General features: G+C 68.8%; 21 protein-coding genes. 11 read left to right on the top strand and 10 right to left on the bottom strand.

Annotated features, from left to right (window positions below):
- The first annotated feature begins 108 nt into the window (after positions 1 to 108).
- Positions 109 to 1980 (top strand): PA domain-containing protein, encoded by a 1872-nt coding sequence (locus tag QMG61_RS13930; protein WP_283494931.1) that lies wholly within the window; start codon positions 109 to 111, stop codon positions 1978 to 1980.
- A 159-nt stretch (positions 1981 to 2139) separates the two neighbouring features.
- Positions 2140 to 3828 (top strand): long-chain-fatty-acid--CoA ligase, encoded by a 1689-nt coding sequence (locus QMG61_RS13925; protein ID WP_283494930.1) that lies wholly within the window; start codon positions 2140 to 2142, stop codon positions 3826 to 3828.
- A 17-nt stretch (positions 3829 to 3845) separates the two neighbouring features.
- Here the strand turns inward: QMG61_RS13925 and QMG61_RS13920 are convergent, their stop codons facing one another.
- Positions 3846 to 4340: a DNA alkylation repair protein gene (locus QMG61_RS13920; protein WP_283494929.1), complete on the bottom strand. Its 495-nt coding sequence runs from the start codon at positions 4338 to 4340 to the stop codon at positions 3846 to 3848.
- A gap of 104 nt (positions 4341 to 4444) precedes the next feature.
- Between QMG61_RS13920 and QMG61_RS13915 the strand changes: the two genes are divergently transcribed.
- Positions 4445 to 4771: an antibiotic biosynthesis monooxygenase family protein gene (locus tag QMG61_RS13915; RefSeq protein ID WP_283494928.1), complete on the top strand. Its 327-nt coding sequence runs from the start codon at positions 4445 to 4447 to the stop codon at positions 4769 to 4771.
- A gap of 67 nt (positions 4772 to 4838) precedes the next feature.
- Here the strand turns inward: QMG61_RS13915 and QMG61_RS13910 are convergent, their stop codons facing one another.
- Entirely contained in the window at positions 4839 to 5264 is a 426-nt protein-coding gene (locus QMG61_RS13910) for a universal stress protein (RefSeq protein WP_283494927.1), read from the bottom strand.
- A 123-nt stretch (positions 5265 to 5387) separates the two neighbouring features.
- Here QMG61_RS13910 and QMG61_RS13905 point away from each other — a divergent pair, with 123 nt between their 5' ends.
- The 3 genes from QMG61_RS13905 (at position 5388) to QMG61_RS13895 (ending at position 7282) form a co-directional block, all read left to right on the top strand.
- Complete coding sequence (locus tag QMG61_RS13905; protein WP_283494926.1) at positions 5388 to 5858, top strand: methyltransferase family protein; 471 nt, start codon at positions 5388 to 5390, stop codon at positions 5856 to 5858.
- 65 nt (positions 5859 to 5923) lie between these two features.
- Entirely contained in the window at positions 5924 to 6922 is a 999-nt protein-coding gene (locus QMG61_RS13900) for an LLM class flavin-dependent oxidoreductase (protein WP_283494942.1), read from the top strand.
- A 9-nt stretch (positions 6923 to 6931) separates the two neighbouring features.
- A complete protein-coding gene (locus tag QMG61_RS13895) occupies positions 6932 to 7282 on the top strand; it encodes an MmcQ/YjbR family DNA-binding protein (protein WP_283494925.1) in 351 nt (116 codons plus the stop codon).
- A gap of 10 nt (positions 7283 to 7292) precedes the next feature.
- Here QMG61_RS13895 and QMG61_RS13890 read toward each other — a convergent pair whose 3' ends face one another.
- The 4 genes from QMG61_RS13890 to QMG61_RS13875 form a co-directional block, all read right to left on the bottom strand.
- On the bottom strand, positions 7293 to 7823 hold the full coding sequence (locus QMG61_RS13890) for a class F sortase (RefSeq protein ID WP_283494924.1): 531 nt from the start codon (positions 7821 to 7823) through the stop codon (positions 7293 to 7295).
- Positions 7824 to 7953: 130 nt separating this feature from the next.
- Positions 7954 to 8901, bottom strand: a complete 948-nt coding sequence (locus tag QMG61_RS13885; RefSeq protein WP_283494923.1) for a hypothetical protein — start codon at positions 8899 to 8901, stop codon at positions 7954 to 7956.
- Between the two features lie 84 nt (positions 8902 to 8985).
- The gene (locus QMG61_RS13880; RefSeq protein ID WP_283494922.1) at positions 8986 to 9672 is read right to left on the bottom strand and encodes a histidine phosphatase family protein; all 687 of its coding nucleotides are present in this window, start codon (positions 9670 to 9672) and stop codon (positions 8986 to 8988) included.
- A gap of 51 nt (positions 9673 to 9723) precedes the next feature.
- Positions 9724 to 10194, bottom strand: coding sequence for an Lrp/AsnC family transcriptional regulator (locus QMG61_RS13875; protein WP_283494921.1), 471 nt, complete (start codon positions 10192 to 10194; stop codon positions 9724 to 9726).
- A gap of 124 nt (positions 10195 to 10318) precedes the next feature.
- On the opposite strand from QMG61_RS13875, the gene ocd reads away from it, so the two are divergent.
- The 3 genes from ocd (at position 10319) to QMG61_RS13860 (ending at position 13389) form a co-directional block, all read left to right on the top strand.
- On the top strand, positions 10319 to 11350 hold the full coding sequence (ocd, locus tag QMG61_RS13870) for an ornithine cyclodeaminase (protein ID WP_283494920.1): 1032 nt from the start codon (positions 10319 to 10321) through the stop codon (positions 11348 to 11350).
- A gap of 4 nt (positions 11351 to 11354) precedes the next feature.
- Complete coding sequence (gene ctlX / locus QMG61_RS13865; protein WP_283494919.1) at positions 11355 to 12302, top strand: citrulline utilization hydrolase CtlX; 948 nt, start codon at positions 11355 to 11357, stop codon at positions 12300 to 12302.
- Positions 12303 to 12495: 193 nt separating this feature from the next.
- Positions 12496 to 13389 (top strand): aggregation-promoting factor C-terminal-like domain-containing protein, encoded by an 894-nt coding sequence (locus tag QMG61_RS13860; RefSeq protein ID WP_283494918.1) that lies wholly within the window; start codon positions 12496 to 12498, stop codon positions 13387 to 13389.
- Between the two features lie 12 nt (positions 13390 to 13401).
- Here the strand turns inward: QMG61_RS13860 and QMG61_RS13855 are convergent, their stop codons facing one another.
- The gene (locus QMG61_RS13855) at positions 13402 to 14199 is read right to left on the bottom strand and encodes an alpha/beta fold hydrolase (protein WP_283494917.1); all 798 of its coding nucleotides are present in this window, start codon (positions 14197 to 14199) and stop codon (positions 13402 to 13404) included.
- Between the two features lie 207 nt (positions 14200 to 14406).
- On the opposite strand from QMG61_RS13855, the gene QMG61_RS13850 reads away from it, so the two are divergent.
- Positions 14407 to 15348 carry an aggregation-promoting factor C-terminal-like domain-containing protein gene (locus QMG61_RS13850; protein WP_283494916.1) on the top strand — a complete coding sequence of 314 codons (942 nt, stop codon included), beginning with the start codon at positions 14407 to 14409 and terminating at the stop codon, positions 15346 to 15348.
- Positions 15349 to 15423: 75 nt separating this feature from the next.
- Positions 15424 to 19050: a methionine synthase gene (gene metH / locus QMG61_RS13845; RefSeq protein ID WP_283494915.1), complete on the top strand. Its 3627-nt coding sequence runs from the start codon at positions 15424 to 15426 to the stop codon at positions 19048 to 19050.
- Here metH and QMG61_RS13840 read toward each other — a convergent pair.
- Genes QMG61_RS13840 through QMG61_RS13830 form a run of 3 tightly spaced genes read right to left on the bottom strand, consistent with a single transcriptional unit; the run spans position 18938 to position 22388 of the window.
- Positions 18938 to 19864, bottom strand: a complete 927-nt coding sequence (locus tag QMG61_RS13840; RefSeq protein ID WP_283494914.1) for an ECF transporter S component — start codon at positions 19862 to 19864, stop codon at positions 18938 to 18940. The genes metH and QMG61_RS13840 overlap by 113 nt on opposite strands.
- Positions 19861 to 21831 carry an ATP-binding cassette domain-containing protein gene (locus QMG61_RS13835; protein WP_283494913.1) on the bottom strand — a complete coding sequence of 657 codons (1971 nt, stop codon included), beginning with the start codon at positions 21829 to 21831 and terminating at the stop codon, positions 19861 to 19863. Before QMG61_RS13835 ends, QMG61_RS13840 begins: the two co-directional genes overlap by 4 nt.
- Complete coding sequence (locus QMG61_RS13830) at positions 21831 to 22388, bottom strand: hypothetical protein (protein WP_283494912.1); 558 nt, start codon at positions 22386 to 22388, stop codon at positions 21831 to 21833. Before QMG61_RS13830 ends, QMG61_RS13835 begins: the two co-directional genes overlap by 1 nt.
- Positions 22389 to 22404 lie beyond the last annotated feature (16 nt).

Here is a 22404-nt window from a genome sequence, read left to right as displayed (position 1 = left end):
GGCGTCGCTTCGGGAACGACGTACTCAACCTTCCCAGGAGCGCGCGTTCGGGCTAAAATTCCGATATTCGCCCTGAGCAACCCAGGGATCCAGACCCGAAGGAGTGTCATGGTCCAGTCTTCTGCCCTACGAGGTGCACTGACGCTGTTGTCGGTCACCGCGTTGATCCTCGGCACCACATCCGTTGCCTCGGCGCAACCCGGAGCAGACGGCGGGGCCTCGATCGCCGACGGTGCCCGTGACGCCAGCCAGCACGGCGGCACGGCCGGTCATCTGCCGGCCACCCAGTCCAATGTGGACCTCATCTCGAAATTGAAGTTGAAGAACGCGGTCCCGGAAAAAATCGCCGATGTCGGCGTCTTCAAAAACTATGCCTATCTTGCAGCGTGGGGCGCCGTGTCGTGCACCTACAACGGGGTGCATGTCGTCGATATCAAGGATCCCGCGAAGCCGAAGGAGGTCGCGTTCATCCAGTCCAAGGAGGGCAGCTACCCGGGCGAGGGCATCCAGGCCCTGCGGATCGACACACCGGCCTTCACGGGCGACGTGCTGGTCAGCAACAACGAGAAGTGCAAGGACAAGGCAGGATTCGGCGGCATGAACCTCTATGACGTGACGAACCCGAGCCACCCCACGCCGCTCGCCGAAGGCATCGGCGATTCCACCGCGAACGGTCAGGGCAAGAAGACCTCCAACGAGACCCACAGCGTCTTCGCGTGGGACGCCGGCGACAAGGCCTACGCGGTCATCGTTGACAACGAAGAGGGCACCGACGTCGACGTCATGGACATCACCAACCCGAAGAAACCCTTCCTCACGGCCGAGTACGACCTGGACGTGACGTTTCCGCAGATCCTGCAGAGCGCACCGTCGAACCTGACCGAGGTGTTCCTGCACGACCTGATTGTGAAGCAGATCGGGGGCAAGCAGGTCATGCTGCTGTCCTATTGGGACGCCGGCTATGTCTCCGTTGACATGACCAACGTGCACAACCCGATCTATCTGGGCGACACGGACTTCACCAACCCTGACCCGCAACTCCAGGAATCGACCGGCCTGATCGAGAAACCGGAGGGCAACGGCCACCAGGGCGAGTTCACCCTGGACAACAGGTACGTTATCGGTGCCGACGAGGACTTCGCCCCCAACGGCTCGGAGGGCAGCACGGATGACACGGCGACGCCGTTCCAGATCTCGCAGGGCAGCGACACCCCGCAGCTGCAGGGCGGAGAATCGCTGACCGGTGACGCCGTCTATGCGGGCCGGGCCTGTTCCGGTGATCCGCTCGTGCTGCCGGCCCCGACCACCGCAAGCGGCAAACAGATCGCGGTCGTCACCCGCGGTCTCTGCACGTTCACGGAGAAGGTGGCCAGTGTGCAGGCGGCCGGCGGCTATGAGGGCATCGTCATCGTCAACCGCGAGGGTTCCGACGGATGCGGCGCCTTCGGGATGAGCGTTGCCGGCAACATCCCGACCTTCTCGGTCGACCGCAAGACCGGGTTCGGGTTCTTCGACCGGGAGGCTTCGTATGACAACACGGCCTGCCTGGCGGGGACGGCAAGCCTGATTCCCGGCCTGAGCCTGGGCGATGTCGGAGACCTCGTTTCGGTTCGCGCGTTCTTCGACGGCTGGGGCTACGTCCACCTCTTCGACAACTCGACGGGGAAGATGGCCGAGCTGGACACCTATGCCATTCCCGAAGCGCAGAACCCGGCCTACGCCGAGGGCTTCGGCGATCTTTCGGTGCACGAGGTGGCCACGTCCAAGCAGCGGGCGGACCTGGCCTACTTCTCCTATTACTCCGGTGGTTTCCGGGTGGCGAAGATCGTCGACGACAAACTCGTCGAAACCGGGCGATTCATTGACCAGGGCGGCAACAACTTCTGGGGTGTGCAGGTGTTCGAGAGCAACGGCATCGAGTATGTTGCCGCGAGTGACCGTGACTCCGGGCTCTACATCTTCCGGTACACCGGCGGCTGAGTCAGGCCGGCTCCCGGCCACGCGGATCTGAACTTCTCAGGGAACCGCCCGAAAGAAATCGCTCCTGGCCCCCCAGGAGCGATTTCTGCTTTTCCGGGCCTGGGCGGGGCGCGGTCGGCCAGCGATCGCACGATCCGGGATTCACGGGAAGATGGGTAGATGGTGAACATTGAGCAACAACCCTGGCTGAAGAACTACCAGCCCGGCGTCCCGGCCGAGATCGAGTTGCCCACGGAGTCGCTGGTGGCGATGTTCGAACACTCGGTGGCGGAGGCCGGCGATCACCCCGCACTGGAATTCTTCGGCCGGCGCACGACGTACACCGAGCTCGGCGACCAGGTCGACCGGGCCGCGGAGGGGCTCCGACACCTCGGCGTGGGAGCAGGGGACCGGGTCGCCCTCATCCTGCCGAACTGCCCCCAGCACGTGGTGGCGTTCTACGCGGTGTTGCGCCTGGGCGCCGTCGTTGTCGAACACAACCCCCTGTACACCTCCCGCGAACTCCGGCACCAGTTCGAGGACCACCAGGCTCGCGTCGTGATCGCCTGGGACAAGGTTGCGGCATCCGTTCGCGCGTTCCCGGCCGACATCGAAATCGACCACGTGGTCTCGGTCAACCTGCTCGCCGCCTTTCCCGCCGTCAAACGGCTCGCCCTGTACCTGCCGGTGAAGAGCCTGCGCGAGTCCAGGGAGGCGCTGACCGGACGCGCGCCGGGAACGATGGCCTGGAAGGACCTGCTGGCGCACGGTCACCTCGACCCGGAGCATCCGCGACCGTCGGTGGGTGACCTCGCCGCGATCCAGTACACCTCGGGCACGACGGGGCAGCCGAAGGGCGCCCAGCTCACCCATTTCAACCTCTACGCGAACGCCCTGCAGGGCGAGGCCTGGATGCACGGGGCCGAGTACCGCAAGGAGATCTTCTACGCGATCCTGCCGATGTTCCACGCCTTCGGTATGACGCTGTACCTGACGTACGGGGTGCGCAAGCAGGCCCTGCTTGTGCTGTTCCCCAAGTTCGATCCCGACCTCATCCTCGACGCCATGAAGAAGTCGCCCGCGACGGTGTACTGCGCGGTGCCGCCGATCTACGAGCGCACCGCGCTCGCCGCGAAGGAGCGCGGGATCTCGCTGCGCTCCTGCAAGTACTGCATCTCGGGTGCGATGAATCTGCCCGAGCATGTCGTCGAACTGTGGGAGTCGGTTTCCGGCGGGCTGCTCGTGGAGGGCTACGGCATGACCGAATCCTCCCCGGTGGCGCTGGGCAACCCGTTCCATCCGAGTCGGCGTCCCGGCACGATCGGCGTGCCGTTCCCCTCCACCTTGATGAAGGTGGTCGATCTCGACGACCCGACCGTGGAGGTGCCGCAGGGGCAGCCGGGGGAGCTGTTGCTCAAGGGGCCGCAGGTCTTCCAGGGGTACTGGAACAACCCGGAGGAGACGGCGAAGACCCTGTTGCCGGGAGGATGGCTGCGCACGGGCGACATTGTGACGGTGGACGAAGACGGCTTCACGACGATCGTCGACCGGGCCAAGGAACTCGTCATCACGGGCGGGTTCAACGTGTCGCCCTCCGAGGTGGAGGCGGTGTTGCGCCTGCACGCGGATGTCGTCGATGCGGCGGTGTTCGGCAAGCCGCTCGAGCGAGGCGGCGAACTGGTCGTCGCGGCCGTGGAGTTGAAGGGCGGGGTCGACCTCGACGAGGAGGCCCTCCGGTCGCATTGCCGCGAGCACCTCGCCGCGTACAAGATCCCGCGCCGGATCGCGCAGATCGAGGACATGCCGCGGTCGATGCTCGGCAAGGTACTCCGCAAGCAGGTGCGCGAGCAGGTGCTGCCGCAACTCTGACCCGGCCCTGGTGGGCCTCAGACCCTGCGCGCTGCCGGCAGCGCCAGCCTGGCGGCACGACGCAGCCGGGCATCGTCATCAATCGCCCAGCGGCCGAGAACACGTTCTGCTCTGGCGCGGCCTGGCGGGTCGAGCCGCTGCACGAGCGGTCCGACCACGCCGACGGCGAGCAGGTCAACCAGCGCCGCCAGGTCGGCCTCACGCACGAAGCCTTCGATCCGGGTGAGGTCCGAGTTGTCGAGCAGGGACACCCTCGATTGCAGCAGCACGACTGCCGCGAGGCGGCGCTCGAACACCGGCGCCGCCCACAGCTCCGAACTCAGCGCGGTGATCTCGTCGTGGGTGAGTTCCGGGTGGCGGCGGAGCGCGTCGCGGATAGTCCCTCGAACCGCGCCGACGGACGCGCCGTAGAAACGCAGCTCGCTGCGCGTCCTTGCTCGCTCGGCGCTCGCCCGGCCGGGGTCGCCCTCGTATCGCAGGGTCCTGTCCACGAAGTCGGCGGGCTCGCTCATGGCATCATTCTCCCAACCGAGGTGACCCGGCGCCCGCGCAGCTTCGGCCCAGCCGGTCGTGCCAGCATGGGGAGCCTCGGCAGTCACGACAGGAAGAAGACCCGATGACGATCATCAAGATCAACGCGATCACCGTTCCCGACGATGGTGGCGACGAGCTGGCCCGCCGGTTCGCCGCCCGGGCCGGTGCGGTCGACGACCGCCCGGGCTTTGAGGGTTTCGAGCTGCTCAAGCCCACCGACGACCGCAAGACCTGGCTCGTCGTCACCCGCTGGGCCGACGACGAGTCGTTCCAGGCCTGGCTGAACTCGCCGGCCTTCGGACACGGTCACCGCAGCGAGGCACCCAAGGACGGCGAGCCCGCCGCGCGCCCCGTCGGAGTCAGCAGCGAACTGTGGTCCTACGAGATCGCCGGTGGATCGATCGGCTGACCGATCGGGCAGGTCGCCCGGTGCTTGTCGATCACGCCCGCGCGCTCGAGGACGCGACCGGTTCGAGCTACGCCCGAATGATCAACACCGGGCACGCAGCGTGGTGCACGAGCTGGCTGGAAACCGAGCCGAGGAGCAGGCCGCTGAAACCGCCGAGCCCGCGGGATCCGACGACGAGCAGGTCCGCACCGGTGGCGGCGTCGAGCAGAACGGACGCCGGCGGTCCCTGGACCAGACGGCCGGATACCTCAACCCCCTCCGAGGGAACGGCGTCCAATGCGATGGCCTGGATCCGCTCCGCGCCCCGCTCCGACCGTTCGTCGATGAACTCACCGTCCAGCTGGGTCGTGCGCGGCGGATACGACCAGGATGTGATCAGGCGCACCCGGCCGTGACGGAGCCGCGCCTCCTCGATGGCCCAGCGAAGTGCCGAGATGGACTCGGGGGAGCCATCGACGCCGACCACGACCAGGAATGAGCCGTCGTTTTCCATCGGTCTGTCCTTTCTCGTCCAGCCGGTGCCGGAGGTCTCAGTGTGTGACAGTCGGACCCTGCGGTCAAGGTCTGCGGCGCGGGGTGCTCGTCTGCACTGCCGACGCGGGCGTAGCCTCGAGTCATGAAACGTGCGCTCGCGTTCGGCCTGGTCTCCGCGCAATTCGTGCTGCTCGCAGCGCTGGCGGTGCTTCCCCACGGGGCACTGTGGACCGTCAACGCGGCCGTGCTGGCCGCCGCGATCGTTCTCGGCGTCGGCGGGGCGCTCCTCGCGGTGCTCGGCGTTGCGGGCCTGGGGCCGGCGCTGACGGCGAGCCCGATCCCGCGGGAGCACGCGCCCCTGGTCACCACCGGAGTGTTCGGACTCGTGCGCAGCCCGATCTACACCGGCCTGATGACCGGCGGGTTGGGGCTCGCGTTGTTCGGCGGATCCCTCTGGCACGGCGTCGTCTGGCTGGCCCTGGTGTTGCTGCTGGCCGGGAAGGCTCGCTGGGAGGAACGGATGCTGCTGGCCGAGCATCCGGACTACGCCGGCTACGGCGCCCGGGTGGGTCGCTTCCTGCCGGGGATCGGCAGGTTGCGTCCGCCCGCCTGAACCCGCGCCGATCTGATTTCCGGGAACCCGGTAACGAATCGGAGGTGAATCCCGTTGCCGTGAGTATGACGATTCCGCTCTCCATTCTCGACCTCGCCCCCATCGCACCCGGACAGACCGCGAGGGAGAGCTTCGCGGGCAGCGTCGCGCTCGCCCAGACCGCCGAAGAGCACGGCTACACGAGGGTCTGGTATGCCGAGCACCACAACATGCCGACGATCGCGTCGTCGGCGACGGGCATTCTGATCGGTCACGTCGCGGAACACACCCGGGCGATCCGGCTGGGCGCCGGTGGGGTCATGTTGCCCAATCATTCACCGCTCACGATCGCGGAACAGTACGGCACCCTCGCGGAGCTCTACCCCGGCCGGATCGACCTGGGCCTCGGCCGCGCGCCCGGCAGTGATCAGACCACCGCGCGGGCGATGCGCCGGGACCCGAGGGCCTCCGACCAGTTCCCGCAGGACGTGGTGGAGCTGCAGGCCTACCTGCGCGGCGAGTCCGTCATCCCCGGCGTGCAGGCCGTGCCCGGCGCCGGCACCGACGTGCCCCTCTACATCCTCGGTTCGTCGCTCTTCGGAGCCCAACTGGCGGCCAGGCTCGGTCTGCCGTATGCGTTCGCTTCGCACTTCGCGCCGGACTCCCTCTTCGACGCCGTCGCCAGCTACCGGCGTGACTTCGTCCCCTCACGCCAGCTCGCCGCTCCGCACGTGATCGTCGGGGTCAACGTGATCGCAGCCGACGACCAGGCGGATGCGACGCTCCAGTTCGAGACGACCCGCCGCGCCAGGGTGCGCGGCATGATCGCCCGTGGCCCGGCCGCACCCGACTACTCCGACGCGCAGATCGACGCCTTCCTCACGACGAACGAGGGTCGCCAGATCGCCAACATGATGCGGTACTCCGCCGTCGGTACGCCCGACGTCGTGCGTGAGTTCCTTGAGGACTTCGCCGCGGCCACCCAGGCCGACGAGCTCATCATCGCGCACGCGTCGCGCGACATCACCGACCGGCTGCGCTCGGTCGCCCTGACGGCCGGAGCGATGAACGCGGTGACGGTCTAGTCTCAACCCATGACCCCGGATGCCCTCGTTGAGTTCTGCCTCAGCCTGCCCCAGGCGGTGGAGACGTTCCCGTTCGGTGCAGAGACGAGCGTGTTCAAGACCCAGGGCAACGGGAAGATCTTCGCGCTCAGCGCCCTGGCCGGCGACCCGCTGACCGTGTCGCTGAAATGCGACCCCGAGGAGAGCCGTGCGCTCCGCGAGGAGTTCCCTGACCGGATCACGCCGGGCTACCACCTGAACAAGAAACACTGGATCACGGTCGTTCTGGACGGGCAGGTCGAGGACGCGCTGGTCGAGCAATTGCTCAGGGACAGCCACGCGCTCGTCCGGCCGAGGGTGCCGCGGGCCGGAGCCCAGTGACCGCGCTCGGTCAACAGCCGGAGTCGGTGGCTCCCTGGTCGAGTTGCAGCACCACGACGATGTTCTTGACCGTGGCCGAGTCCGGATCGTAGCCGACCGGTCGATAGCAGCTGACCAGGACCAGACGGTTGGGGATCGCGTTCGTCAGCTCGTCGTTGGTCTTGTACTCCGCCTTGTCGAGCTTGAGTGTCTTCTGGGCCGTGTAGCAGAGAGTGCCGTTTGCGGTGTCGACGGCCGCCAGGTCGCCGGATCGCATTTCCTTGAGGCCGTTGAAGACCGCGTCGTCGACCCAGGAATGACCGTACAGGTAGACCGTGTTGGTCGAGTCGGTGCCGGCCAGCCCGCCCAGGATGGTGGTGTCCCAGGCAATGGTCGTCAGGGCGGGCGGATCGAATCCGCCTCGATCGTCGATCATCTGCTGGTCGTACTCGGACACCGCGCCGTCGAGGGAGATCGCCGGGATCCGGAGGCGGAGCGGTGCCGAGGCCGCGACGACGACGTGGGCGAGCGGCTCCGGCGACGGCGCGATCGGGGACGGCACCGAGGCAGCCGCATCCGGGGTGCGCTGGAGGGTAGCCGGGGGACCGGAATCCGAGCCGGCTACAGCGACTGCAATGAGGCCGCCGGCGCTCAGACTGAGCAGAACGGCGGCCCCGATGAGCAGCTTTATCCTAGCGACGGGCGTCTGCCTTGCGGGTTGCGATGCCCAGGGTCAGCAGGCCGGAGGCCAGCAGAACGAGGATACCGGCGCCGAGGAATGCCGTTCCGCCGAAGGTGCCTGCGTCGTGCGCGGCAACCAGGTCGAACCCATCGGTCTTGGAGTCGTGCAGCACGTTCTTCGCGGGGGTGGTCGCCACCGGGGTCGGCGTCGTGCTCGCGGCGACGGTGGTGATGGTGTTGGTCAGCTTCACACTGCAGGTCACGAGGGACCCGCCGCCGTTGGCGGAGTCGTTGCACTGGTTGACCGTCACGGGCAGCAGCGCGCTCACCGTGGACGGGTCGACCACGGTGCAGGTGACTCGGTCGGGGGCTCCGCCGCCGTTGACGGAGTAGTTGCACTGCGTGATCGTCGCGCCGGACACGGAGGCGGGGAAGGGATCGCAGTTCAGGGTCGGGGCGGTGCCGCCGCCGGTGCCGGCGTAGTTGCACTGGTTCACCGTTGCGCCGGTCGTGCCCGAGTTTTCGGGGGCGCCCGTGATGTTGTTGACCACAGTCACGCGGCAGGTCAGGGTGGAACCGCCGCCGTTCACGGAGCCGTTGCACTGGTCGACCGACTTGGTGAGCAGGTTGTACGACGTGGTCACCGGCTGGCCGCAGATGGGGGCGCTGTTCGGCCCCTGGCAGACCGTGGTCGTCACCGTCGAGCTTTCCGTGCCGGTCGCGAGGTCCAGGTTGTTGACGACATCGATGGTGCAGTCGAGTTCCTGGCCGCCGCCGCCCAGGAGGCCGTTGCACTGGGTCAGGTCCTGCGTCGCCGCGAACGCGTTGGCACCGGCCGGACCGAAGGTGAGGGCGAGAACCGCGATGGCCAGCGACGCCGTCAGGGCCAGGGTCCGTACGATCGAGGCCGGGTAACGCGGGGTGCCTGCTGCAACAGGGGAAGACGAAGCTGTGAACACAGCACTCCTTTAGTAGAGGCTGAACATAACACGGGGATGCACCCGGAGCCCCATCGGCCGCGCCGCCGCGACGGCCCAGGCCGGCTAGGAAGCGCCGCCGGTTCCGCCCAGCACCTGGCCAAGCGCCTCGCCCATCGGGTCGTCGGCCGAGACGCCGAGCAGCGGGGAGCCGCCGGCCGGGAGCCCGGCCCAGGAAACGAGCGTCCAGCCGTCCGTTGCCGAACCGGTCAGCTCGACCATGCCCGTGTTGGCGAGTTCGGTGGTGCCGGCGAAGACCGAAGTCACGTTCTGGGCCCTGGCCGCGGTCCAGACCCGGATCGCCGCGCCGTGGCTGAATACGGCGACCGCGTCCGTTCCCGCTGTTGCCGCTTCGATGTCGGCGTCGAAACGACTGAAGAAGGCGTGCCCGTCCGAGGCCCCGGGCATGACAGCGCCGAGGTCGCCGGCACCCCAGGCGAAGACCGTCCTGAGGTAGGAGTGAATGGATGCCCGGTCGCTGCGTCCCTCGAGGGAACCGGCCTCAATTTCGTGCAGTCCGCCGGAGACCTGGACCTCGAGTCCGCGGTCCTCGGCCAGCGGCAGGGCGGTGAGCTGGGTGCGTACCAGGGTCGACGCGAAGATGGCGTCTATCGGTTCGTGCCGGAGGGCGTCCGGGAGCACGGCGGCCTGTCGGCTGCCGAGATCGGTCAGGCCGGGCCCGGGGTGGGCCGTGTCCAACTGGCCGAGAACGTTGCCGGGAGTCTGGCCGTGGCGGATCAGGAAGAGTCGCATATTCGTTCCAGCTTAGGGCGGGCCGGCCTCGGGTTGGCTGGGGGTGCCGGGTCAGGGACGCGGTGGGCGCGGCGGAGTCGTCGGGAGGTCGTCGTGGGCGACCGAGCTGAGCAGGAGGCTGGTCTCGCTGTTCACCACGCCCTCGACCGAGCGCACCTGCCCGAGCAATCGGTCGAAGTCGGCCAGGCTGTCCGTGCGGAGCTCGGCAACCAGGTCCCAGCCGCCGTTCGTGGAATGCAGGGCCTCCACCTCGGGGAAACCACGGAGGGAGTGGATTACCCGATCGGTCGCCCGGCCCTCCACCTCGATCAATGTGATCGCCCGGATCTCGTTCGGGTCCCGGTCCTCGCGGACCCGCACGCCGAAGCCGACGATCGTGCCGGAGCTGGTCAGTCGATTGAGTCGGCTGTTGATCGTGGATCGGGTGACCCCGAGTTCTCTGGCCAGGCTGGCCACGGGTTCCCGCCCGTTCACGCGGAGCGCGGCGAGAAGGCGTCGGTCGAGGTCGTCAAGAAGAGCCATTAGACAGAGTGTAGCTCAGGACTGTGCAGATTGTGGGATTGTCTGGGCAGAATGACGCGGATAGGGAATGGCGGGCTCACAACGATCCCTCGTACGGTTGGATCCTGATCGAAGGGAGACGCACATGGTGCGATTTGTAGACGTGGGAAACATCAACCGCTGGGCCACCGAAACCGGGGTCGAGCGCATCCTCACCGACATGGTCGAGTACATCGAGCGTGACTTCCGGCGCTGGCCCTCCTTCGACAAGGCGCCCCGGGTGGCCAGTCACTCCCCGCTCGGCGTGATCGAGTTGATGCCCACCAGTGACGGTGAAACCTACGGCTTCAAGTACGTCAACGGCCACCCCTCCAACCCGTCCCGCGGCCTGCAGACCGTCACCGCGTTCGGCGTTCTCGCCGACGTGCAGAGCGGCTACCCCACCTTTTGGTCGGAAATGACCGTACTCACCGCGCTCCGCACCGCCGCGACCAGCGCCATGGTCGCCAGGGCGCTGGCCCGTCCCGCCTCACACACCATGGCGATGCTCGGCACCGGCACTCAGTCCGAGTTCCAGGCCCTGGCCTTCCGCGGGCTGCTCGGGATCGAGCGGCTCCGGGTCTGGGACACCGACCCGGCGGCCATGGACAAGTTCCTGCGCAACCTGGCGCCTCTCGGCTTCGAGATCGTCGTCGCGACGAGCGCGGCTGATGCCGTAGCCGGAGCCGACATCATCACCACCTGCACCGCCGACAAGGCGAACGCGACCGTACTCACCGACGAGATGGTCCAGCCCGGCGTCCATATCAACGCGATCGGCGGAGACTGCCCCGGCAAGACCGAACTGGCCGCCGCCATCCTCCTTCGCGGCGACGTCTTCGTTGAGTTCACGCCGCAGACCCGGATCGAGGGCGAGATCCAGCAGATGGATCCCGACTTCCCGGTCACGGAGATCTGGCAGGTGCTCGCCGGCCAGGCCGTCGGACGTCAGGATGAGCGCCAGATCACCATCTTCGACTCGGTCGGTTTCGCGATCGAGGATTTCTCCGCCCTCCGCTTCCTGCAGGATGCCGTCGACCGCACCTCCTTCTATACCGACATCGACCTCGTGGCCGATCCCGACGACCCCAAAGACCTGTTCGGCCTCGTCACCGCGGGCTCGCCCGCGCTCGTCTAGCCAGGTGTCGGTTCAGGCGCCGTCGGCCGCTCTCCTGATCAGGCCGCGGTTCTTCACGCCCAACCCTGAGACGGCACTCGACAACGCGTTCCAGTCGCGTGCGGTCGGCGACGATGCGGATGCGCTGGCCGCGGCCGCGTACGCCGAGGTGTCCGAGGTCGCCGCGACGCTGGACGCGCACGGGATCACCGTTCACCTCTTCGACGACGACGGCCCCGGCCGCCCCGACAGTGTGTTTCCCAACAACTGGATCTCCACCCACGCCGGGGGACACGTGGGGCTTTACCCCATGCACACACCGAACCGTCGCACGGAACGCCGCGGAGACATCGTCGAGATGCTCAAGCAGACCTACCGTGTGCAGGACGTCGTCGACTACTCGGGGCTCGAACTCGACGACGTCTTCCTCGAGGGCACCGGGGCGATGGTGCTCGACCACGGGGCGCGCATCGCCTACGTCGCCCGGTCCAGGCGCGCGGACCCGATCGCACTCGAGCGATTCTGTACCAACTTCGGCTACGAGCCGATGGTCTTCGACGCCGTCGACGACGGCGGAACCGCCATCTACCACACCAATGTGATGATGTGCATCGCCACCGATTTCGCCCTCGTCGGGCTGGGGCTGATCCAGTCGTCCGCCCGGCGTGGCCAGGTCGTCGAGCGGCTCTCCTCGCAGGACCGAGAGGTGATCGACCTTGACCAGGGGCAGATCCGTGACTTCGCCGGGAACGCCATCGAATTGCACGGAAAAAACGGCCGGATCCTGGCGCTCTCCGAGCGTGCCCTGGCGAGCCTGACCGCACCCCAGCGGCGGATCATCGAGCGCAGTTGCGAGATTGTGCCGCTCTCCGTGCCGACGATCGAACTCGCGGGCGGCTCGGTGCGATGCATGGTCGCAGGCATCCACCTGGACCGTCGCTCCGTGGTCGTGGGTTCGGCCGCCGCGGTCTGATCGAGGCGGGAACACCGGCCGGGCCTCTGCGCGTTGCCATGACATTGCCAGCAAAAAGTGAGGTTTTGTCCAGACGCGGGGTGCACACTGGGAACTTCGCCCGCGCGCACCCCGCCCGTGGCTGCCGAACAAGAACGGCTCTGCACCCGCCTGATGACGCGCCGGTGCCCAGACGATTCGTGTTGCAAAGGGATTGCCTATTTCCTCCTCGCTTGATACACCCACGTCCACCCACACCACCGGCCCCGGTTCGACCCGGCCGCGCAAGCGTCGACCTCGCCGCAGTCGCGCCCTCCTGATCGGTGCGATCGTCGCCGTCGGAGCGACGATCGGAACCGGGCTGGTCGTCCAGTCCGCATCGGCGGCCAGCGACCGCGTCGAGGCCACGGCCGCACTCGCGGACAGCACCGGCCGCCAGCACGAGCAGCTGGGTGCCTATTCCGGCATCGCCAAGGCGCAGGCGGCCCAGGCCGCGAAGGGCACCCTCGACGGTGCCAACGTCGTCATCGCGGCCGCCGAGGGCAAGTCGGATGCCTCGGCTCTGACGGTCTCGGTCGCCTCGCTCACCCACTACACGCTCCTCGCCCCCGACCGCGTGTTCGACCTTGTCGACGAGACGCGATCCCAGGTCGCCGTCGTGCAGGCCTCAACGGCAGAGGTAGACCGGGTCGCCGCCGAGCAGGCGGCCGCCGCAGAGGCCGCCGCTGCCGCGGAAGCGGCCAAGGCCCAGGCCACCGTAGCGTCGACCAGCACCTCATCACGCCCGTCCGCGCCGACCGATCCCAGCGGCGCCCAGGCGATCGCCCGGGACCTGATGCTGTCCCAGTACGGCTGGGGCGATGACCAGTTCGGCTGCCTCGTCAGCCTCTGGAACAAGGAATCCGGTTGGAACGTCAACGCCTACAACGCCTCGAGCGGAGCCACCGGCATCCCGCAGGCGCTGCCCGGAATCAAGATGGCCTCGGCCGGCGCCGACTGGCAGACCAACCCGGCCACCCAGATCACCTGGGGCCTCGGCTACATCGCCGGCAGCTATGGCACGCCGTGCGCAGCCTGGGACAAGTCGCAGTCCGTCGGCTGGTACTGAGCCCCGGCGCCTTCAGGACGACGCGGTCGTGCCGTGCGCGGTGAGGAAACCGATTGCGGCCTCCCTGAACGCCCGCGCCGTCGGCGCGTTGAAGTGGTTCCGGCCGGGAATCTCGAAGAACGCCGCATCCGGGGCGGCCTGGGCGAGTGCCCGGGACGCCTCGATGATGCGGTCCTCGCTCCCGGTGGCGAACAGCAGTGGTTGCCGCGGCGCGTTCTCCGGGCCAGGCTGGGAGCCGCCGCGCATCCCCTCGACCAGGCCGACGAGCGCCCGCAGGTCATTGCCCGGCAATGCTCGAGCCATGGTCAGGTAGGCCCCGGTGAGCCGATCGTCAACCTCGGTGCCGTGCTCGATGTGGGCGCGGGCGTCCTCAACCTTGAATCGCCGCAGCGGGTCACCGTCGGGGATGCCGCCGAGCACCGCCCGAACAATGCGCCCCTCCAGCTCACGGGCGGCCTGCCAGCCGACCCGCGCCCCGAGCGAATAGCCGACGTAGTTCACCTCATCGAGCACATACGCGTCCAGCACCCGCTGCACATCCGCGACGAGAATCTCCATGGTGTACGCGGCCGGAGAATGCGGTTTGTCGCTGGCACCGTGCCCGCGCTGGTCGATGGCGACCACGTGGAAGCCGGCCCGGGTCAGATCCCTGGTCCAACCGGTCAGATGCCAGTTCGCCACAGCGCTGGACGCGAAACCGTGCACGACGACAACCGTGGGGCCGACCGGGTCGCCGAATTCGTAGGTAGCGATCTGCATGCCGTCGGGGGAATAGACGAAACGGTGCGGGGGCGCGGTGCGGGATGACATCACCCCATTGCACCACGCCGAGGATGCCGACGGCGCGATCGGGTGTGGCTCCAACGCCACCGGTTGTCAGCACTTTGCCAGTTGAAAATGAGGATTCTTCCAGTAAGCGCGGGCATTCTTGCAGCTTCGCCCGGGCGACCCCCGCCCGAGGACCATCGAATCAGAACCGTTGGTGCCTGCGCACGAACGATTCGCCCTGAGAAAGTCATGCCCCGGATCAACAAAACCCTCGCCCACCTGTTCGCCAGTGCTTCGGAAAACGGCCTCAGCCGCCACCTGGAAACGCAACGTCGTCGAGACCGAAAACGGATTCTTGCCACCGGGGCCTTCTTCGTCGCGTCCGCCCTCGTCGGAACGGGCCTCGTGCTGCAGTCGACCACGGCGGCGGAGGAATTGCGGATCGAGGCCACGACCGACCTCGCGCAGAGCTCCGGCCCGCACCCCGAGCAACTGGCCGCGTACGACAACGTCATGCCGGCTCATGCCGCGGCCAGGGCGACCGGTGCCCTGCACGAAGCGGTCGTCGTCATGGCCGCCGCGGAGGGGAAGACGGATGCGACGGCGCTCGCGTCCTCGGTGGCCTCCCTGACCAATTACACGCTCCTGGCTCCAGAACGGATCTTTGAACTGGTCGACCAGACGAAAGCCGAATCGGCGAGCGTGCAGGCCTCGACGTCCGAGGCCGACCGGGTCGCCGCAGAACAGGCCGCCGCGGCCGCCGCGGCTCAGGCTGCCGCCGAGGCCGAGGCGGCGAAGGCGGCGGCAGCGGCAGCGGCAGCGGCCGAGGCCGCCAGTGCCGCCGCCGCGCCCGCCGCGCCCTCCCGGCCGTCCGCACCGAGCAATCCCAGCGGTGCCCAGGCGATCGCCCGGGACCTGATGTTGGCGCAGTACGGCTGGGGCGGCGACCAGTTCGGCTGCCTGGTCAGCCTCTGGAACAGGGAGTCCGGCTGGAACGTGAACGCCTACAACTCCTCAAGCGGGGCCACCGGTATTCCGCAGGCGGTGCCCGGAAGCAAGATGGCCTCGGCCGGCGCCGACTGGCAGACCAACCCGGCCACTCAGATCACCTGGGGTCTCGGTTACATCGCGGGACGCTACGGCACACCGTGTGGCGCCTGGGACCACTCGCAGTCCGCCGGCTGGTATTGACCCGGTCCGCTTTCGATGGGGACCCCCGGCGTAATGAAGGAATCGGGTGGGCGCAGCCGACGTTAAACTGGCCGGATGACGCAAACCCGTGACCTTGCCGACGAGCGGCCACGCTCCTTCGCGGAGGCCGTGCTCCCGGCCAGGGCCCGGGCGCTGCTCGGTGCGCTGTCGGAACGGGTCGTCATCGCCGACGGCGCCATGGGCACGATGCTGCAGGAGTACAACCCCAGCCTCGACGACTACCAGCAGCTCGAGGGCTGCAATGAGATCCTGAACGTGAGCCGCCCCGACATGATCGAGGCGATCCACGGGGCCTACCTCGACACCGGCATTGACGCGGTGGAGAGCAATACTTTCGGGGCGAACTGGTCGAACCTCTCCGACTACAACATCGAGGACCGGATCGAGGAACTGGCGCGCACCGGCGCGGCCATCGCCCGCAAGAGTGTCGAGGACTACGAGGCCCGCGATGGCCGGATGCGCTGGGTGCTCGGCTCGATGGGGCCGGGAACCAAGCTGCCGAGCCTCGGCCACACCACCTACGCGCACCTCAAGGCGACGTTCGCCGAGCAGGCGACCGGCCTCATCCGCGGCGGCGCGGACGCGTTCCTGATCGAGACCTCGCAGGACCTCCTGCAGACCAAATCCGCCGTCAACGGGTGCAAGCAGGCGATCGCCGAGTCCGGTATCCGGCTGCCGATCTTCGTGGAGGTGACGGTCGAGACCACCGGAACCATGCTGATGGGCAGCGAGATCGGGGCGGCGCTGACCGCGCTCGAACCGCTCGGCATCGACGCGATCGGACTCAACTGCGCGACCGGGCCGACGGAGATGAGCGAGCACCTCCGGCACCTCTCCAAGTTCTCGCACGTTCCGGTGCTCTGCATGCCCAACGCCGGCCTGCCGATGCTCACCGCAACGGGCGCCAGCTACCCGCTCACCCCCGACCAGCTGGCCACCGCGCACGAACAGTTCGTCAAGGAATTCGGGCTCGGCCTCGTTGGCGGGTGCTGCGGCACCACTCCCGCACACATGAAGGCCGTCGTCGACCGGTTGCGGGGCACGCCCGTCACGCCGCGCGCCATCGAGGAAGACGCCGGCGTCGCCAGCCTGTACCAGCACGTCAGTTTCGACCAGGACAGCGCGTTCCTCGCGATCGGCGAGCGCACGAACGCCAACGGGTCGCGTGCCTTCCGCGACGCCATGCTCGAGGAACGGTGGGACGACTGCGTCGACATCGCCCGAGCGCAGGTGCGTGACGGCGCCCATCTGCTCGACGTGTGCATCGACTACGTGGGACGTGACGGCGTGGAGGACATCCGCCAGGTCGTCTCCCGGCTCGCCAGCGCCTCCACCCTCCCGCTCGTCGTCGACTCGACCGAACCGGCCGTGTTGCAGGCCGGCATGGAACTCATCGGGGGTCGCCCGGTCGTCAACTCCGTGAACTTCGAGGACGGCGAGGGCCCCGAGTCCCGGTTCGGCCGGATCATGCCGCTGGTCAAGGAGCACGGCGCCGCAGTCATCGCCCTGACCATCGACGAGGAGGGCCAGGCCCGCACCGCGGAGCACAAGGTGCGCATCGCCAGCCGGCTCGTCGACACCCTGGTCAACGAGTGGGACATGCGGGTCGAGGACATCATCGTCGACGCCCTCACCTTCCCCATCGCCACCGGCCAGGAGGAGACCCGCAGGGACGGGATCGAGACGATCGAGGCGATCCGGCAGATCAAGGCCAGGTACCCGGGCATCCACACCACCCTCGGCGTCTCCAACGTCTCCTTCGGCCTGAACCCCGCGGCCAGGTCGGTGCTCAACTCGGTCTTCCTGCACGAGGCCACCGAGGCCGGTCTCGACTCCGCGATCGTCAACTCGGCCAAGATCGTCCCCCTGGCCTCCGTGCCCGCCGACCGACGCAAGGTCGCGCTCGACCTCGTCTGGGACCGCCGGGAGTACGACGCCGAGGGCAACCTCAGCTATGACCCCCTCGCCGCACTGCTCGACCTGTTCGCCGGGGTCGACTCGGCCGCGCTGAAGGACGAACGCGCCGCGGAGCTCGCCGCCCTGCCCGTGGGCGAGCGGCTCGAACGCCGCATCATCGACGGGGAGGCCAAGGGACTCGAGGGTGACCTCGACCTGGCCCGGTCCGGCGGGATGAGCGCGCTGGACATCGTCAACGTTCACCTGCTCGCCGGCATGCAGATCGTCGGCGCCCGATTCGGCAGCGGCGAGATGCAACTGCCGTTCGTGCTGCAATCTGCCGAGGTGATGAAGGCCGCGGTCGCTCTGCTCGAACCACACATGGAAAAGTCGACGGCGGCAGGCAAGGGCACCATGGTGCTGGCCACCGTGCGCGGCGACGTGCACGACATCGGCAAGAACCTCGTCGACATCATCCTCACCAACAACGGCTACGACGTGATCAACATCGGGATCAAGAAAACGATCAATGAGATCATCGCCGCCGCCGACGAACACAACGCCGACGTCATCGGGATGAGCGGGCTGCTGGTCAAGTCCACGGTCGTGATGAAGGAGAACCTGCTCGAGCTGAACGCCCGCGGACTGGCAACGAAGTGGCCGGTGATCCTCGGCGGGGCAGCGCTCACCAGGGCCTACGTCGAGGAAGACCTGGCCGCTCTGTTCGACGGGCAGGTCCGCTACGCGCGCGACGCTTTCGAGGGCCTGGCCCTGATGGAACCGCTGGTGGCCGTCGCCCGCGGCGCCGACCCGGCATCCGTGGGGCTCCCGCCGCTGAAGAAACGCATCCACAAGCGCAACCTGCTCACGGTCACCGAACCGGAGGCCATGCCCGCGCGCTCCGACGTGGCCGGCGACAACCCGGTGCCGGTGCCGCCGTTCTGGGGAACCCGGATCGTCAAGGGCGTCGCCCTGGCCGAGTACTCCGCTTTCCTCGATGAACGCGCCACCTTCATGGGCCAGTGGGGGCTCAAGCCCAGCCGCGCCGAGGACGGCGCGAGCTACCAGGAGCTCGTCGACACCGAGGGGCGGCCCCGGCTGCGCTACTGGCTCGACCGGATTCTCGCCGAGGGGATCCTCGACGCCTCCGTCGCCTACGGCTACTTCCCCGCCTACAGCGAGGGAAACGACCTCGTCATCCTGCACCACGGCGACGACCCGGCCGGTGTGCTGGGCGTGAAGGGGCTGCTCGCGCCCGACGGCGGCTCCGGCGGAAGCGTCGGCGCCGAGCGCCTGCGCTTCTCCTTCCCGCGGCAGCGCCGCGACCGGCACCTGTGCCTGGCCGACTTCGTGCGCCCGCGCGAATCCGGGCAGACGGATGTCGTCGCCCTCCAGCTGGTCACGGCCGGGGCGAACGTCGACTCCGTCACGGCGAAGCTCTTCGCCGAGAACAAGTACCGCGACTACATGGAACTCAACGGCCTGACCATGCAGCTGACCGAGGCCCTCGCCGAGTACTGGCACGCCAGGGTGCGGGGCGAACTCGGCCTCGGCGCCGAGGACCCGAAGGATATCGCCGGCATGTTCAAACTCGAATACCGCGGTGCTCGTTTCTCGCTCGGCTACCCGGCCTGCCCCGAGATGGAGGACCGCCGCAAGGTGGTCGACCTGCTCAGGCCGGAGCGGATGGGTGTGGTCCTGTCTGAGGAACTGCAGCTGCACCCTGAGCAGTCGACGGACGCGTTCGTGTTTCACCACCCCGAAGCGAAGTACTTCTCGGTCTAACGTTCCTCCGCCGGGCCGCTGCCGGCCTCGGCAGCCTGGCCCGGCGCAGCGCGGAGAGAGCGGCCGGGCCGACCAGCACGATGCCGAGCGTCGTGGTGACCGCCCTGACGGTGTCCCAGGTGAGGGTCGAGGTCACGAGCGTGTACAGGGCGAAGGAGGCGACGTTGTCGCCTGGCGAGGCATCCGCGGCGTAGGAGATCCCGGTGCCGCTGCCCACCGCGAACGGCCAGAACCACAGGTTCATCACCAGCCCGAACAGGTACGACGCGGCGATGCCGTAGCCGGCGAGCAGCGCGATCTCGAGGCGTGCCGCCAGCCGGCTCGCCGGTTCCCCGCGCGTTCCGAGACGGCCGAGGCCCGGCAGCAGGCCGGCACCGGCCCCCACCCAGCCGCAGGCGAACATCTGGAACGGCGTCCACGGGCCGAAACCGCCCCAGAGCATCGAGGACACCGCGATGGTCAGCAGCCCGAGCAGGAAGCCGAACCGGGCGCCGTAGACCCGGCCGGCCAGCACCAGCAACACGAACACGGCCTCGACGCCGCCGACCCCGGTGCCGGCAATGCGCACCGCGGCGCCGACGGCCGAGAGCACGCCGAGCAGGGCAACGGTCTTCGCGGTGTACATTTCCCGGTCGAGGGTCACGGCCAGCGCCACGACCAGCGCCGGGACGAGGGCGAACGCCACGATCGGAACGGCGGCCTGGGCATCCCGCGGCACGGCGGCGACAAAGAGCGGCCAGGCGAACCCGGCGGCGGCCAGGATGCTGCCGGCCACCAGTATTCCGGCCGTCCAGCGGCCCTGCGTGCGGCTCACGGGGTGCCCACCAGCGGGTCGGCCGCGATGCGGGCGGCGTCCATCGAGAGCGTGCGCGTCGCCAGGTCGCGGGCGAACTCGCGGTCGTGGGTGGCGAACACCACCGCCGAGGCCGTGCCGCTCGCACGGCGGAGCGCGGAGGCCACGAGCGTCCTGGCCACCGGATCGAGCCCGCGGGTCGGCTCGTCGACCAGCAGCAGGGCGGGCGCCGCCCCGAGCTGGATCGCCATCACCAGGCACAGGCGTTCACCGGCGGAGAGATCGCGCGGGTGCCGACGCAGGAGATGACCCGCAGCGTCGACCTCGAGCCCGAGCAGGCCCGCGAACCGCACCGCGGTGGCCGGCCCGGCAATGCCGGTCGGCGTGTGTCGCAGCGCCCGGTCGGCGCGGCGGCACTCCTCGGCGACGGTCGTCGAAAAGAGCAGGTCGTCGACGTTCTCGGGCACCAGCGTCACCGCCGCGCGACGATCACGGTGGCCGAGTTCGGCCACGTCCCGCCCGGCGACGATCACGGTGCCGGGATCGGCGCCCAGCGCCAACGCCCCGAGCAGGCTGGACTTGCCGGCACCATTTGGCCCCTCGAGGGCGATGATGTCACCGGCCGCGATGTCGAGGGAGACGTCGTCGACCACGACCTCGGCTCGGCGACGAACGGTCAGGTGGCGGATGCTCGCCAGCGCTGCCCCGGCGGTCGCTCCCGGCGGCGTGGCGGCGTGACCTGACCCGGACCGCACCGGGCCGGGAACCTCTCCCGGCCCGAGCAGATGCACCCGGTTGCCGCGCAGCTCGAGCCAGGCATCCGCCGCCCTCGCCCACTCCCGGGTGTTGTGCTCGGCGACAACCACGCAGACCCCCGACTCGTGTGCCAGCCGCTCGAGCAGGCCGCAGACCCGGAGCCGGGCCGGTCCGTCCAGATCTGCCAGCGGCTCGTCGACGAGAAGCAGGATCGGCCGGGAGATGAGGGCGGCGCCGATGGCCACGAGGCTGGCCTCCCCGGCGGAGAGGGCCTGCACGCCGCGGTCGAGCAGGTGGTCGATTCCCAGTCGCCCGGCGACCTCGCGCGCGCGCTGGTCCACGATGACGGCGGCGACGCCCCGTACGGAGAGCGCGAACCCGATCTCGTCCCTGACCGTCTCCGCCACGAAGGAGAGCCGCACGTTCTGGCTCACCACGCCGACGAAGCCGGCCGTGTCGCGCGGGGGAGTCACGGCGCGGTCGGCCCCGCCTACCTCGATCAGTCCGGCCTGGTCGCCCTCGATGAAGTGCTGGAACAGGCCGCTCAGGCTGTACAGCAGGCTGGACTTGCCCGATCCGGTCGACCCGGTGATCACGGTGAGGGTTCCGGGGAGGAGCTCGAGATCGACGTGGTCGAGATGCCAGTCCGTGGCGTCGCCGAAGCCGAGCGCGGCATCCTTGAGCACGACCGGCCGCTCGCAGACGCCGTCGACGACGCGGGTGGCGGCGAACCCTCGGGCCTCCATCGACGCGGCGAGCGCCAGTGCGCGCTCGACGGTCTGTTCGAACACGGGAACGAGCAGCGCCGGAATGGACCGCTCGCCGCGCAGCCGGCCGGCCACGCGCACGCGCCGCACCGAGTCGAGCAGCGCCGGGAACGTGGCCCAGGCGATCACGAGGGCGCGGGAGACGGCGCGCAGCGGACCGCGCCCGGCACCGCGGGCGAAGAGCCGGCTCACATCAACCACGGCGTTGAGCGCCCCGAAGAGGAGGATCAGCGCCGCGACGGGGAGGGCGCTCACGGCGGCATTCGTCAGGCCTCCCGTGGTCACCGGCCCGAGCAGGATGATGTGGCTGAACGGCCCCGCCAGCGGGATCCGGGGCAGCTCGAGCAGCGGGAAACCAGCACCGGATGCCCCGTCAAAAAGCACCCGGTAGCCGACCCTGAGCACCACGAAGCCCACGGCGAAAAACGCCGCGGCGCGCAGGGGAGCCAGGCGGAAGCGGAACACTATTCGCCGGGCGTCGGCGTTTCGGTGCCGGTCGTGAAGACGAGGCCGATGGACTGGCCGGGCTCCAGTTTCAGGGAACCCAGGCCCTCCTGGGCGTATTCCCAGTCCGCGTCGGCGGAGGGCCTGATCCAGAGCGCCCAATAGGCGGCCGCGGCCGGCATTCCCTGGCACGCTTCGGTGAACGGAGCCGTGCCGTCGACCGTGATCGTCTCGTCGGCGGCCGGACGGCCGTTGACCCGGCAGACCACCTGGTCGCCGTACTGCGCCGTGCCCTCGGTGGTCGCCCCGGCGTCGGCGACGACAGTGCTCGCCGGGACGGTCTTCGCGTCGCCGGTGGCCGCACAGTCCGTGATGGTGGGCTCGTCGAGCGGGCCGAAGTCGACGACGACGCTCACCCCGGCGCAGCTCTCGCCCGCGCTCGCGCTCGCGTCGGTGGCGGCGGCCGTTGCGGTGCTCGAGGGCACGGTTGTGCCGGATGGCGTGGTCGTTCCGGCGGCGCAGCCGCTCAGGGCCAACGCCCCCAGCAGGGTGAGGGCGGCGAGCGCTGGCATCTTCATGCCCCCAGAATACCGA

The organism is Cryobacterium sp. PH31-AA6, assembly GCF_030063195.1.
Lineage (GTDB): Bacteria > Actinomycetota > Actinomycetes > Actinomycetales > Microbacteriaceae > Cryobacterium.
This window is presented reverse-complemented; position numbering and strand designations above follow the sequence as displayed.